The sequence below is a fragment of the Pseudomonas asplenii genome, assembly GCF_900105475.1.
In the GTDB taxonomy this organism is placed as follows: Bacteria; Pseudomonadota; Gammaproteobacteria; order Pseudomonadales; family Pseudomonadaceae; genus Aquipseudomonas; species Aquipseudomonas asplenii.
In genome coordinates this window covers 4073983-4088510 of the sequence record NZ_LT629777.1, presented here as the reverse complement: position 1 = coordinate 4088510, position 14528 = coordinate 4073983, and the positions used below count along the sequence as shown (strand labels likewise).

The following is a 14528-nucleotide window of genomic DNA, read 5'->3' as shown; positions in this document are numbered from 1 at the left end:
CACCCTTATTGACAGTGGAGAATTATCCCCATGAACACAAACCTGCAGAGCAAAAAAGTACTCATCATCACCTCCAATACCGGTATCGAGCGAGACGAACTGTTAAAACCGCTGGAGAACTTGCGTGAACGGGGTGCGACAGTGATTCATGGTTCCTGCAAAGGAGGGACAACGCAGACCTTCCTTCACGATACCGACAAGGACAAACAGGTCGAGTCCGACGCAAGATTGGCTGATCTGAACAGCGATGGCTTCGATGCGCTGTTGATTCCAGGAGGCACCGTCAACGCCGATACGCTACGCCAGGATGCAGACGCCCTTCGTCTGATCAACGATTTTGTCAAAGCGGGCAAGATCGTCGCCTCTATCTGTCACGGGCCCTGGACACTGATTGATGTAGGCGTGATCGCTGGCAAAACACTCACTTCCTACCCCAGCGTACGTACCGACCTGATCAATGCCAAGGCTCAATGGGTCGATGCTGGCGTCAAGGAATGCCCGGCCAATGGCTGGAGGTTGATTACCTCCCGCAACCCGGGTGATCTTGCAGACTTCAACCAGGCAATCGCCCAGGCTCTGCTAGCAGCCTGATAGAGCAGGTACCGCATTATCCAGCGTCAGGTTAAAGCGCATCCCCCCATCTATCCAGACGCTGGATGATCCCCGGTGGTGGAGCTGGCGCTGTGAACGCCCCCTGGCTGGAAGGCAATGACGTCCAATTGCTGATCAATGGCAATGACTATTACAGCCGTGTCTTCGACAGCATTCGCCGCGCTCGACAACGTGTGCTGCTTGAAACCTTCATCCTCTTTGATGATGTCGTTGGTAAGGCACTACAGCAGGTACTCATAGAGGCCTCACAACGGGGCGTACAGATTGATGTCACGGTCGATGGCTACGGTACCGCCAACCTGCCTCCGACGTTCATCCAGGCCATGACATCAGCGGGCGTGCGCCTGCATGTATTCGATCCGCAACCACGCTTGATGGGCCTTCGCACCCATATCTTTCGGCGTCTGCATCGCAAGATCGTCGTGATTGATGGCCAGCTGGCGTTTATCGGCGGGCTCAACTATGCGGCTGATCACCTGGAAGAATCCGGCCCCATGGCCAAACAGGACTATGCGGTAGAGGTCACCGGCCCCGTTGTGGCCCAGATAGAAGACTGTTGCCTGCACCTGCTCGCAGAAGAACCTCCCAGGCGGCGAGCGGCCCCCACACGCCCTGACGGCGGACAGGCATGGGCACGGTTGCTTGAACGTGACAATCAGCATCACACCACTGCGATCGAGGGCCAGTACCTGGCAGCCCTTCAGGCCGCCCGCTTTCGAGTGATGGTTGCCAACGCCTATTTCTTTCCGGGTTATCGTTTGCTTCGGGAACTGCGCAATGTTGCCCGACGCGGGGTGGAGGTGACGCTGATTCTTCAGGGGCAGCCGGACATGCGTTGGGTACGTTCACTCTCCAGGCTGTTGTATAACTACCTGCTGCGCGATGGCGTCAGGGTCTTCGAATATTGTCGTCGCCCCCTGCATGGAAAGGTCGCCCTGGTGGACGATGAATGGGCCACGGTAGGCTCCAGCAATCTCGATCCGCTGAGCCTGGCGTTGAACCTGGAAGCCAATCTGTTCATCCGCGATAACCTGTTCAACGAACACCTGCACAATCATCTTCGCCAACTCATCCACTCAGACTGCAAGCGCATCACACTTGAACGGATGATCCGCGGTTACTGGTGGAGGGCGCCCCTGATCTTTCTGTGCTTTCACTGCATCCGGCATTTTCCGGCGATTGCTGGCTGGCTGCCGGCACATAAGCAGTACCTGCACCCGATGGCTCCCCGCGTGCAACACATGGGCTGTCGCGAGGGAGAAAACGGATGACTCACAGAGGGAGGCCACTGAGTACACTCTCAGGCTGAGCCTCCAGGACGTTGTAATCAGCTTCAGCCCGGGCCTGCTCATCGTTGGATTTAACCAATAGCCATTGTTCCTTCTTGCCAGCCAGGCGGGTACGAAACAGGTTCCATCTTCCCGCGAGCTTTTCGCCCAGCAGGATAAATCGCAGCCTGCCCTGTACGTAACCTTCATGCGGGTCCCCCTCGGGGCTCCATATTCCCTGGTCCCACACAATCACATCGCCTGCGCCATAGTGCCCCTCGGGAATATGCCCCTCGAAAGTGGCGTACTCCATGGGGTGGTCCTCAACGTGTATGGCAAGACGGCGGACTGAGGGATCCAGAGAAGGCCCCTTGGGGATGGCCCAGCTTTTCAACGTGCCATCAAGCTCCAGGCGGAAGTCGTAATGCAGGTGGCTGGCATCATGCTTCTGAATGCAATAGTGCAGCGCTCTGCCTGACCGCTTGTGCTTTTGGCGTCCCACGGGTTCAGGCGTCGTATTGAGGTCGCGTTTGTGTTGATACTCCCGTAATGGATCGGCCATATCGATGCTCCCTGGATGTTTCAACTGGAGCCAGCGACGAGCAGCCCCTTATCAACGTGGGCAGCCCTGCCATAGAGAAAGTTCCATCCAGCCTTCGTACGGACTACCCACTGGTTGCATCGGCTTATGCGGCTCTGGGGTGGTAGCTAAGCGACATGAACCCTCCGATCGACAGCCCGCCCCCTGCGCCGAAAAAAGTGGATCGGCTTCTGGGCCGCGCAATGGCCGAGATTGTGCCGCCGTACGTATCCAAGCTTCCCTGCTTTCATAATTTCCGATCTGCCATCGCTGCTGGAAAATCCATTACTGACGATTACAGATACCTGCATGCTGACGGGTCATTGGTGTGGTTACATGCGCATTGGCAACCGTTGACAGGTGCGACTGGCTTGTTGAGTCATATCACCTGCTATGCGACAAACATTACCTCCCGATTGGAAAAAGCATCGGAAAACGCCTCCTTCATTGACGCCTTGATTCGTTCTACGGCAGTCATTGAATTCGATCTTTCCGGGCATGTCATCATGGCCAATGACCAGTTTTTAAAGGCGATGGGTTACAACCTTAGCCAAGCTAAAGGCAGTCACCACCGCATTTTCTGCAAGCCGGAGGAAGCTTCGTCTCAGCGATATAAGGACTTTTGGTCAACGTTGAACAAGGGTGAGTTTGTTGCTGGTCGATTTGAACGGGTTGACAGTCGCGGTCAGACTGTATGGTTGGAGGCAACCTACAACCCGGTGTATGACTCGGAGGGAACGTTACGCAAGGTAGTTAAGTTTGCTACGGTAATTACCGAGCAAGTTGCCCGGGAACGAGAGGTCAGCGAGGCCGCCCAAACTGCATTTGAAATCTCACGACAGACCGATGTCACTGCTCAACGTGGAGCAATCGTGGTCAACGACACTATGCACACCATGCGCAAAGTCGCTGTCGAGATGCAGGCTGCCTCGGGCGGGGTTGAAGCGCTCGGGAAGCAGTCGCTGTTAATCAGCTCGATTATTCAAACGATCAGTAGTATTGCCCAGCAAACCAATCTGTTGGCATTGAATGCTGCTATTGAAGCTGCCCGCGCAGGTGAGCAGGGTCGAGGTTTCGCCGTCGTTGCAGATGAGGTTCGACAATTGGCCGGGCGCACCAGCACAGCGACTGAAGAGATCGCATCGGTTGTTTTGGAGAATCAAAAGCTGGTGGACCAGACCGTAGCTGAGATGGCGAACAGTAAGTCTCAAGCAGAAGAAGGTCTGGAACTGGCCACGCAGGCAGGCCAGGTAATTGTAGAGATTCAGGATGGAGCCAAAAGAGTAGTCGAAGCGGTGGGGAGGTTTGCAACTCAAGTGGCTTAAACGCGTAGTCATGCCACTGCACTTCACAACAAAAGCCGAAAAATCGGCACTTGTCAGTATGCCACCCAAGGGACAACCAGTAGCAATTGACGCCTATGAACCTAGGCGTCGAGCACCGTGCGGATTTTCCGGGGTAGATCAGCGGGCTGGTAAGGTTTGAGAATCAGCTCGAACTCATGCACCTGGATATCCGCGCGCTCCAATGAATCTTTCGCATAACCTGTCGTGAGCAAGATTCTGATGTGCGGATACAAGCGTGATATCTCGCGCGCCAGGGCCGCGCCATCCATTGCTCCCGGCATGATCAAGTCGCTGAACACCAGGTCGTAGGTTTTATGCTTGAGCAGGGTCAATGCCTTGCTGGCATCGTGGGCTATGTCTGCCGGGTAACCGTAGTCAGACAGAATCACCCGTGCCAGTTCCGCGACCTCGGGTCGGTCCTCAACTATCAGGATTCTCTCCCGGCCTCGCAGCGAGGGAGGATCGATCGGCTTCTGCTCGTCGCAGAGCTGGCTGCCATCGGCCGGAAAATACAGGCGTATTGTCGTACCGATGCCCGGATACGAAGAGAGACGGGCCGTGCCCCCCGATTGCTTGACGAAACCATAGACCATCGACAGCCCCAGGCCAGAGCCCTTGCCTTCTTCCTTGGTGGTGAAGAACGGCTGCATGACTTTTTCCTGGATATCGGCTGCGATGCCTTTGCCATTATCGCTGACCGAGAGGCTCACGTAGCATCCCTCGGCCAGCCCATCGTGCTGAACAAGGGGATCGCCTGGAACCCGGACGTTGCAGGTTTTGACGGTCACCGTCGGATCGGCGCACCCCTCCAGCGCTTCCTGGGCGTTCGATAGGAGTTGCTGGACTGCCAACTGCGCCTGGGAAGGGTCGATGCAGCAGTTCCATAAATCGTCGGCGAGTTCCACCTGCAGAGCGGCCTCATACAGCGCACCTGCCATGAAGTCGGGGCTGCTCAGCAAGGTGTTCAGATTGGTCACCCGGCTTTCGAGCCGTTGCTTGCGCGAAAACGCCAATAACTGCTGAGTCAAGGCTTGAGCCTTTTCGGCCGCTGCTCGCGCATGACTGGCGCTGTTGAAAATGCGCTGCGGGTCGCTGCCAGGGCGTTTGGCACTCTGTTGAATCAATTCGAGATAGCCGGCCATCACCTGCAGCAGATTATTGAAATCATGGGCGATGCCGCCGGTCAGTTGCCCCAGGGCCTCCAGGTCTTGTGCGCGACGTACACGCGGTTCCACATCGTGACGCCGGCTCACGTCCAACTGGGAGGCAAAAAAGTACACCAGTTGCCCGCGCTCGTTGAATAACGGAAAAATGAACAGCTCGTTCCAGAAGGCCGAGCCATCCTTACGGTAATTGAGCACCTCCACACACACTTCATGGTGGTGCAGCACCGCAAGCTGGACCTGCTGCAGGACACGCTTGTCGGTTTCCGGTCCCTGCAGGAACCGGCAATTTCGTCCGATGACTTCGTCGCGCTCAAACCCCACAAGACTCAGGAACGCCTGGTTGGCAAAGATGATCGGGTTGTCGGGCTGAGCGGGATCGGTCACGATCATCGCACTGTGACTGGTTTCCATGGCAGCGAAGAACAGATCTTTGCGATTGGAAGAAAGCCCCGCCAGATCGATACGGTCGAGCACGGGCTTTTTCTTTCTAGCCAAGATTCACCTCCGATAAATGGTGCGTTTTCCATGGACCGTGAAAACGCTTCGGAGTGCGACCGGGTTCTGAACAGGCGCTTCGCCGTATCGTACCCGGGTACCGCGTCAATACAGTCACGCTCACCGTTGAAGCTCAGGTTCTCGATCATCAGAACCGCCACGGCGTCAGATTTTTGAACTCCTTCCGTTGCGTAAAGCTCCATCGCTATGCAACACCGTCGGCGAACAGGAGTGACCATGACGACCCAAACCCTGCAAGACACGCCAGGCGCCTCAGCGGACGAGCGCTGCTACAGCACTGATATCCCTGCCCGCCTCGACCGCCTGCCGTGGACCCGCTTCCACACCCTGCTGGTGCTGGCGCTGGGTATCACCTGGCTGCTTGATGGCCTTGAGGTGACACTCGCGGGCGCCGTATCCGGTGCACTCAAGGACAGCCCCAGCCTGGCCATGAGCAATACCGATATCGGGCTGGCGGGCGCCACCTATATCGCCGGTGCGGTACTGGGCGCGTTGTTCTTCGGCTGGCTGACCGACCGCCTGGGCCGGCGCAAACTGTTTTTCATCACCCTGTTCCTGTACATCGGCGCTACCGCGGCCACGGCCTTTTCCTGGAACCTGTGGAGTTTCCTGCTGTTCCGATTTCTGACCGGAGCGGGCATCGGCGGCGAATACACGGCGATCAACTCGACCATCCAGGAATTCACCCCGGCCCGCTATCGCGGCTGGGTGGACCTGACCATCAATGGCACCTTCTGGATCGGCGCCGCCCTGGGCGCGGTGGGTTCGGTGATCCTGCTCGACCCGGACGTGGCCGGCGGTGAGCTGGGCTGGCGGCTGTGCTTCGGCATTGGCGCCGCGCTCGGACTGATCATCATGCTGATGCGCCTGTGGGTCCCGGAGAGCCCGCGCTGGCTGATGATCCACAACCAGCCGGAAGAAGCCGAGCGCATCGTCGCCGAGATCGAACGCCATTACCGTGAGCGCGGCATCGAGGTGCCGTCGGTGCAGGAACCGCCCTTGCGCTTGCACGCCCGTGACCACACGCCGCTGCGAGAGGTGTTCCACAGCCTGTTCGTCGAACACCGGTGCCGGGCGTTCGTCGGCCTGACCCTGCTGACCGCCCAGGCGTTTTTCTACAACGCGATTTTCTTCACCTATGCCCTGGTGCTCACCGACTTCTACGACGTGCCGTCCGCCCACGTCGGCTGGTACCTGCTGCCCTTCGCCCTCGGCAATTTCTGCGGGCCGCTGCTGCTCGGCCGGCTGTTCGACGTGGTCGGCCGACGCATCATGATCAGCAGCACCTATCTGATTTCCGGGGTCTTGCTCTGTTTCAGCGGCTACCTGTTCCAGCAGCAGATGATCGACGCCACCCAGCAGACCATTGCCTGGGTGGTGATTTTCTTCTTTGCCTCAGCGGCAGCCAGTTCGGCCTACCTCACCGTGGCCGAGACCTTTCCACTGGAGATTCGCGCGCTGGCCATTGCCGTGTTCTATGCGTTCGGCACCGGCCTGGGCGGGCTGGTCGGCCCGACCCTGTTCGGCGCGCTGATCGAAACCGGCCAGCGCACCAACGTGTTCTACGGCTACCTGATCGGTGCGGCGCTGATGATCATCGCGGCGGCGGTCCAGGCACTCTGGGGCGTGGCCGCCGAGCGGCGCTCGCTGGAGCATGTGGCCAGGCCGTTGTCGCAGGTGAGTGACTGATGAAAACCCTACGCAGCAATCAACACTATTGAAGCGACAAAACATCACGAGGCATTGTCTTCCAGCCTGTGGAGACAGGGTGATCGCACCTTACGCCCTGACCGGCACATTCGTTCATCTTGGCGCCCTGCATACCGAGGTAGACTTCGATCGCATGAAAAAAGGTGCGGACCACCTCAGCCCAGGAAGCCACTGATGCGACGTCTCATTCTGATCGTATGTTGCAGTCTTGCGATTCACGCACACGCCGCCGGTTTCGGCTTCGTACGCACCGACTCCCGAATTGTCGTCGACACCGAGGCACACCTGCTATTCAGCGTGGACACGCACAATAGCGATCTGGTCTCCCTGCGTTATCGCGACAACGAATTGCAGACCACCGAACCCAAAGCCTCGCAGATCGCATCCGGGCTGGGCAGCGCACAGGTAGACGCCCGCACAGTGGGTGACGTGATCGTCATCAGCGTACGGGCGGGTGATTTGATCCACTACTACCTGGCCAAAAAAGGTCGCGCGGCCATTTACATGGCGACCTACGCCCCCACCCTGCTGCCCGTGGGCGAGTTGCGCTTCGTGACGCGGCTCAACGTCAGCAAGCTGCCCAAGGCTCTGCGCGGTACCGACTCCAACGTCGGCACGGCGATCGAAGGCAAAGACGTGTTCCTGCTGCCGGATGGACGCACCAGTTCCAAGTTCTATTCGGCACAACCGATGATCGACGACTCGCTGCACGGTGTTAAAGGCCCCGGGGTCGCGGTGTATATGCTGATGGGTAATCGCGAGCTCAGCTCGGGCGGTGCATTTTTCAAGGATATTGCCACCCAGAAAACCGCGACCACCCATGAACTCTACAACTACATGTACTCCAACCACACCCAGACCGAGCCCTATCGCGGCGGCCTGCACGGGGTTTACGGGCTGTTGTTTACCAACGGTGATGCGCCTGATGCCACCTTGACCGACCTGGGCTTTGTCGCCAGGGACCTGGGCCTTGTGGGCTTCGTGGACAACGCCGGGCGCGGCACACTGGCAGGCCACGTATCCGACGTGGCGAATGAGCTGCCGGCGGTGGTGGGTTTGAGTAATGCCAACGCCGAGTACTGGGCCCGCGCAGACGGCAACGGGCGGTTCGTCGTGACCGGGATTCGACCGGGACAATACCGGGTCACGCTGTATCAGAATGAGCTGGAAGTCGCGCAGACCACAGCCACCGTGAGCGCCGGCAGCACGACGCAAACGAGCCTGCAGGCGCGACCGCTGGCCGGCCAGGTGAAATGGCAAATCGGTCTGCCCGACGGCACGCCGGCAGGTTTTCTCAATGCCCACCTGCTGGCCTCCGCACACCCCAGCGATTCGCGCATGACGCCATGGGCGCCGGTCACCTACACCGTTGGCACCAGCACGCCCAACACGTTCCCCGCCGCGCAGTGGCGCGACGTCAACAGCCCCACCCGCATCCAGTTCGTCTTGGCCGCCAACGAGGTGAGGGATTACCGATTGCGCCTGTTCATTACGCTGGCCCAAGCCGGAGGGCGCCCAGCAGTGAGCGTCAATCAGCACTGGGAAGCGCCTGTGCCTGCGCCCTCGAACCAGCCCGACAGCCGTGGTATCACCCGAGGCACTTATCGCGGTAACAACAGCCTCTTCGAGATCAGTATTCCGGCCGCAGCGCTGCATGCCGGTGTCAACACGCTGGAGATAGGCGTGGCATCGGGTAAAACGGGCAAAGGCTTTCTGAGCCCTGGCTTTGTGTTTGATAGCGTGCAGTGGGTGCAGCCATGAACAGGGACAATCAATCCGCTCACCCAACCTGCTGGGCATTCGTCACCCTGATCCAGGGCAGAGGTCGCCAGCCCCACCGGGGTGTTGCTGGCGTCCTCCTCTGCGTGCAGCGCCACTGACGCTGCCCGGTAGGCCGAGGTCTAGAAATGGTGTAGCCAGTTAAGTACCAGCTTGTTGCCCTGGGTGCGGTTCTCAGCCTGTTGCTCGAAGTACGCGTTCACTGACAGGGTATTTTCCTTGCTGAACGCGTAGATCAGGCCTGGGCCAATGGCCCAGACCTTTTCCCGGCGCCCACTCACCGCATGCCCATCCACCTCGGTGTCGGTGATCTGCTTCAACCAGTAGCCGTTAAGCCCCACACTCAGCTGTTGGTCGATCGCATACTGCAGCGTCAGGTTGGCATGCAACGCCTGACCGGCCTGGGTGTTGGAGACATCACCGAAGGCGGCCTGCGGCTGATCATTCCTGCCATTCCACAAGTACATGAAACGCCCACTTGTCGACCACTTGGGGCTGAACCAGTAAGTCGCCGCGTAATACGGGTTGAAAGACCAGAAGTTGCTGCCTGGGTTGATCGATCGATTGCGGTCGTAGGCCCCCACCGGGATCGACACATCGACTTCGACCCGCTGGGTCAGCAGCGGGCTGCCATCGGCATGGCTCAGGGTCGGCAACTGCAGGAAAGGGCCAACGGTCAAGTCACCCAAACCTGCACGAGAACTCAATGCCGCGTTATGCAGACCATCGTCCACGTCCACATGGGCCAGGGAAGTGTTGATCAGGGTAAAGCCAGGCATTGCGCCGTTGGCCAGGGGTTGGCCGACGTAAATGATCTGCGTGGTCGGCGCCACCACGTCCACGTCCTGTCGGGGCAGCGCCAGCTTGTTGCCCTGGGCATCGTTGAAGCGGCTGGCGCGCGAATACGTGAGGTACTCCTCCAGATACCAACCAGGACCGGCCGGTGCCGGTGAACCGTCATAAAAACTGGTACTGCCAAGGTTGAGTCCGGGCAAGTCATAGGCGTGTGCAGTGGCTGACAGTGCGACAAAAGTCGTGGCCGCAGCCGTGCGCAAGAGTGGCTTGAGCATCTTGTATGTCCTGTATTTTTGTTGTTGTTCAAGACCCCCGGTGTGGTGGATCCGCACCGGGGTTTGGCGCGGTGGCGCGCCCTACACGTAGGTGGCAGCCAATCCGCCATCCACCGGCAGATTGACCCCGTTGACCCAGCGCGCCGCGTCCGAGCAGAGGAAGGCGATCACCGACGCCACCTCATCGGCCAGAGCCGGACGGGTCATGCGTTGGCTGTCCTGGGCCACCCGATCCGGGCCGAGCATGCTGACGAAATCGCCCAGGATGGGGGTGAACACCGGCCCTGGCGCGACGCAGTTGATGCGCACCGCATGATCGCGAAAGCAGCCCTGGGCTTGCTGCAGGGTCCAGACGATCAGCGCTTCCTTGAAGTACTGATAACAGGTGGCCTGCTCGACCGGGTTTGCCGCGAGCCACTGCTGCCCGGCCTCGAAACTCTGCGTCGCGGCCAGGGCCTTGTGCAGCTCAAGTCGTTGCGGCCATTGTGCGCCGAGAATTGAGGCGACATTGACGATGCTGCCGCCCGCCGGCATGCGTGGCAGCAGGGATTGAGTCAGGTGCCGCAGCCCCAGGTAATTGACCGTGGCCACGGCTTGCAGGGGCGCCGTTCCGGGCACCCCTGCAATGTTGCACAGCCCATCGACCCGCGCTGGCAACCGCGCCACCAGCGCATCGATGCTCGCGGGATCGCTCAGGTCAGCCTGGAAAAACCCCTCCAGCGTCAACTGCGGCTCATGGCGATCAACGCCGATCACCGTGGCGCCCTGGAAGCGCGCCAATCGCGCAACTTCCGCTCCAATACCCGAGGCCACGCCAGTGACGATCAAGGTTTTGTTGTACAGGTTCATGGTCAAGCCCTCTTATTGTTGTATAGGCATGCGTGAGCCGAGGCTCAGAAGAGAGAGTTCAGAAGGGATGCCTCAGAAGGGATAGTTTGGCGGCGTGTTTTTCACCGTCACCCATTGCAGCTGGGTGTATTCATCCCAGTCAGCCGGCCCGCCCACGCTGCCGCCATTCCCCGAGGCGCCACGCCCGCCGAAGGGGTTGATGCACTCGTCCGCCACGGTCTGGTCGTTGATGTGCAACAGGCCGCAGTCGAGCCGCTCGGCCATGGCCATGGCGCGCCCTATCGACGGTGAAATGATGGCGGCCGACAGGCCGTATTCCGTGCGGTTGGCCAGCTCGATGGCCTCCTCGTCCGAGGCAAAACCGACCACCGTGGCCACCGGGCCGAACAGTTCCTCTTCAAAGGCGCGCATGCCCGGCCGTACCCCGCTGAGCACGGTGGGTCGATAGAACAGCTGGTGATATTCGCCACCCGCTTCCAGCCGTGCGCCGGCCTCCAGGCTCTCGCTGACGATCTCGTGCAGGCGCTGCAGTTGGCGCTGGTTGATCAATGGGCCGAGTGCGGCTTCACCCCGGGCGGCGTTGCCCACGGTGAGCGCCCGGGCTTTGTCCACCAGCTTGCGGGTCAGGCTGGCGGCGATGGACTCATGTACCAGAATCAATCCGGTCGCCATGCAGATTTGCCCCTGGTGCATCCAGGCGCCCCAGGCGGCGTTGCTTGCTGCCAAGTCGAGGTCGGCATCTTCAAGAATGATCAACGGGTTCTTGCCGCCCAGTTCCAGGGCGACTTTTTTCAGATGGCGCCCGGCTGTTTCTGCCACTTTGCGCCCTGCCGCCGTGGAACCGGTGAAGGCGATCATCCGCACATTGGGGTCGCGACACAGGGCCTCACCCTCCGGCGCAGCGCCGGGCAATACATGCAGCAGGCCCTTGGGCAAGCCCGCCTCTTCGAACAGCCGGGCGATGAGGAAACCACCGCTGACCGGCGTCTGCGGGTCAGGCTTGAGTACCACCGCATTGCCCGTCGCCAGGGCCGGCGCCACCGCGCGCAACGACAGGATCAGCGGAAAATTGAACGGCGAAATCACCCCGACCACCCCATGGGGCTGGCGCCGTGCATAAGACAGACGCCCGGCCGCGCTGGGCAGTACCACCCCGTGGGGTTGTGACAGCATGCCCGCCGCCTGGTGCAGCAGCACAATCGCCTCGCGCACTTCATGCTCGCCCTTGAACAGCGCGCCGCCGGTTTCCCTGGCGACATACAGCGCCAGTTCGGCAAATGACTGCTGGGCTATGTCGGCCGCCTTGCGAAACACCTCGGCGCGCTCCCGTGGGCCGAGCGCAGCCCAGGCCGGCTGGGCCAGGGCCGCGCCGCGACTGGCGATGGCAACGTCGGCCGGGCTGGCCATGGCACAGCGCATCAGGGTTTCGCCGGTGGCGGGTTCGATCACGGGCATCACAGAGCCCGAAGCAGGTATCCAATCGCCGTTGAACAGACATTCGGACGCTATGGCCCGCTGTAACAGCGGGGTGGTTTCAGACAGTGACATGGCAACTCCCGGTTCTTGTAATTGTCATCGTCTGCACGGGTGCAGACGCCGCATCAAGCCTTGAGCAAAGGCTGTGCCGCCTGCACCCGATCACGCTGACATAAACCACCGAGGGCTCTGGCACGGGGCCTGCCGCGCTCCAGACGCTCCCCCACCACCGGGCAACCGCAAAAACCGCGACCCTGACACTTGCTCAATTGATAAGGTTATGTTTAATAACTATCTCAGCGGTTACTCATATCGATCACTCGCTTTGCAGGGGCATAACAATGACTAATCCCCCCAACGCGCTGCCCGACGACCGGGCGGCCACGGCGTACTATCATCCTCGCGGTGACAGCCGCCAACTCAGCGACAGCAGCTCTCCCACGCCAGCGGAACTGACGGACTGCCTGTTCTTTTCTCCCCAGGACGGACGTATCTGGCTCAACGACCAACGCATGTTGCTGCTGCACAGTTCCTCCTTCGGCGCCCTGCGCAGGGAGGTCATCGAACGCCTGGGTCTGGAGCAAGCGCGCGGCCTGTTCACCCGCACCGGTTATGCCTCCGGCGCGCGGGATGCTCGATTGATCCGCGAGCGCTGGCCCCAGGCCGATGCCGCCGCCGTGTTCCGTGCCGGGACGCACCTGCACACCCTGGAAGGCATGACCAAGGTCGAACCTCTGCACTTCAAGTTCGACGCTGACTCGGGGTTTTATGAAGGCGAATTTCTCTGGCATCACTCCTGCGAAGCCGACGAACATGTGGGGGCCTACGGCGTCGGCCAGGATCCGGTGTGCTGGACCGAAACCGGCTATGCCATCGGTTTTGTCAGTGGCCTGTTCGGGCAGTTGGTGATTTTTCGCGAAGTGGAATGCCGTGGCATGGGCCATGGACGTTGCCGGGTCATCGGCAAGACCGCCGAGCAATGGGGCGACGTCGAGCAGGACCTGCGCTATCTGAATGTGTCCCAGACCGTCCCCGTCCCCGACGCCGCACCCACGCGCCACAGTCCGCTGGAAAACCGTACCGGTGCTGGCCCGCAACACCCCCTGGTGGGCGCCAGTGCGACGTTCAATGCGGCGATGCAAGCCCTGCGACGCGTCGCGCTGACGCCCGCCACCGTGCTGATCAGCGGTGAATCCGGGGTGGGCAAGGAAATGTTCGCACGCCAGTTGCACCAGCTCAGCTATCGTCATGACAACCCGTTCGTGGCGCTCAATTGCGCGGCCATCCCGGACAACCTGATCGAAGCCGAACTCTTCGGTGTCGAACGCGGGGCATACACAGGCGCCACCCATTCGCGCCCCGGGCGTTTCGAGCGCGCCCAGGGCGGCACACTGTTTCTGGATGAAATCACCAGCCTCAGCCTGGCCGGGCAAAGCAAACTGCTGCGGGCCTTGCAGGAGCGCGAGATCGAGCGGGTCGGTGGCGTGCGCGGCATCAGCGTGGATGTACGGGTGGTGGCCGCGACCAATATCGATCTGCGCAAAGCCGTGGCGGACGGCACGTTTCGCGAAGACCTGTTCTATCGGCTGAATGTCTACCCCATCGCCCTGCCGCCACTGCGTGAACGCCGCGATGACATACCGCTGTTGATCAACGCCTTCCTCACGCGTTTCTGCCAGGAATATGGGCGCACGCCCGTGGGCCTGACCATGCGCGCGATGAAGACCTTGTTGCGTTACGACTTCGCGGGCAATGTGCGCGAGCTTCAAAACCTGATCGAGCGCGGCCTGATCGCCAGTGACGACGGCCAGGCCATTGATCTGGTCCATCTGTTTCGCAACGAACCCCTGCCGGCGGCACCTTACGGCCTGGACGACCACGGCAGTCTGTCAAATGCCCCACCCACTCAACAGCCTTCACTGTTGGACACTCTCGGCCAATTGGACCAGGGGGTTTCCATCGAGGCTCTCGAATCGCGCCTGATCCATGAGGCGCTGCAACAGAACGCCGGAAATATGGCCGCAGCAGCCAGGCAGGTAGGGCTCAGCCGTGCCCAATTTGCCTACCGTTTGAGGAAGCATCAGCAGCCCCTTCCTTGAGTGGCGCTCCTCGCCTGCTTTTGCCTTGCCTGACCGTCGCTCGCCGATTTTTCGGAC

Annotated in this window: 10 protein-coding genes and 2 pseudogenes; 7 read left to right on the top strand and 5 right to left on the bottom strand. The window is 60.3% G+C overall.

Annotated elements, in window-relative coordinates:
• Window positions 1-30: 30 nt before the first annotated feature.
• Both BLU37_RS18830 and clsB read left to right on the top strand, forming a co-directional pair.
• A complete protein-coding gene (locus BLU37_RS18830) occupies window positions 31-591 on the top strand; it encodes a type 1 glutamine amidotransferase domain-containing protein (RefSeq protein ID WP_090207512.1) in 561 nt (186 codons plus the stop codon).
• Window positions 592-683: 92 nt separating this feature from the next.
• The gene (gene clsB / locus BLU37_RS18825; RefSeq protein WP_090207509.1) at window positions 684-1883 is read left to right on the top strand and encodes a cardiolipin synthase ClsB; all 1200 of its coding nucleotides are present in this window, start codon (window positions 684-686) and stop codon (window positions 1881-1883) included.
• Window positions 1884-1899: 16 nt separating this feature from the next.
• Here clsB and BLU37_RS18820 read toward each other — a convergent pair.
• Window positions 1900-2442 (bottom strand): annotated as a pseudogene (locus tag BLU37_RS18820) (DNA polymerase ligase N-terminal domain-containing protein); the annotation flags it as partial.
• Between the two features lie 155 nt (window positions 2443-2597).
• Between BLU37_RS18820 and BLU37_RS29965 the strand changes: the two are divergent.
• Window positions 2598-3248 (top strand): annotated as a pseudogene (locus BLU37_RS29965) (PAS domain-containing protein); the annotation flags it as partial.
• Between the two features lie 99 nt (window positions 3249-3347).
• Window positions 3348-3785 carry a methyl-accepting chemotaxis protein gene (locus tag BLU37_RS29960; protein WP_408003680.1) on the top strand — a complete coding sequence of 146 codons (438 nt, stop codon included), beginning with the start codon at window positions 3348-3350 and terminating at the stop codon, window positions 3783-3785.
• A gap of 101 nt (window positions 3786-3886) precedes the next feature.
• Here the strand turns inward: BLU37_RS29960 and BLU37_RS18810 are convergent, their stop codons facing one another.
• Complete coding sequence (locus BLU37_RS18810) at window positions 3887-5467, bottom strand: histidine kinase famiy protein (protein ID WP_172833034.1); 1581 nt, start codon at window positions 5465-5467, stop codon at window positions 3887-3889.
• A gap of 237 nt (window positions 5468-5704) precedes the next feature.
• Between BLU37_RS18810 and BLU37_RS18805 the strand changes: the two genes are divergently transcribed.
• Both BLU37_RS18805 and BLU37_RS18800 read left to right on the top strand, forming a co-directional pair.
• Window positions 5705-7177 (top strand): MFS transporter, encoded by a 1473-nt coding sequence (locus BLU37_RS18805; protein WP_090207498.1) that lies wholly within the window; start codon window positions 5705-5707, stop codon window positions 7175-7177.
• A gap of 195 nt (window positions 7178-7372) precedes the next feature.
• Entirely contained in the window at window positions 7373-8959 is a 1587-nt protein-coding gene (locus BLU37_RS18800; RefSeq protein ID WP_090207495.1) for a rhamnogalacturonan lyase B N-terminal domain-containing protein, read from the top strand.
• A gap of 140 nt (window positions 8960-9099) precedes the next feature.
• On the opposite strand, the gene BLU37_RS18795 is transcribed toward BLU37_RS18800, so the two are convergent.
• From BLU37_RS18795 to BLU37_RS18785, 3 genes are all read right to left on the bottom strand, one after another.
• Window positions 9100-10047, bottom strand: a complete 948-nt coding sequence (locus tag BLU37_RS18795) for a SphA family protein (protein WP_090207493.1) — start codon at window positions 10045-10047, stop codon at window positions 9100-9102.
• An 81-nt stretch (window positions 10048-10128) separates the two neighbouring features.
• A complete protein-coding gene (locus BLU37_RS18790; protein ID WP_010446251.1) occupies window positions 10129-10896 on the bottom strand; it encodes a coniferyl-alcohol dehydrogenase in 768 nt (255 codons plus the stop codon).
• Between the two features lie 72 nt (window positions 10897-10968).
• A complete protein-coding gene (locus tag BLU37_RS18785) occupies window positions 10969-12444 on the bottom strand; it encodes a benzaldehyde dehydrogenase (RefSeq protein WP_090207489.1) in 1476 nt (491 codons plus the stop codon).
• Between the two features lie 269 nt (window positions 12445-12713).
• Between BLU37_RS18785 and BLU37_RS18780 the strand changes: the two genes are divergently transcribed.
• Window positions 12714-14471: a sigma-54-dependent Fis family transcriptional regulator gene (locus BLU37_RS18780; protein WP_090207487.1), complete on the top strand. Its 1758-nt coding sequence runs from the start codon at window positions 12714-12716 to the stop codon at window positions 14469-14471.
• Window positions 14472-14528 lie beyond the last annotated feature (57 nt).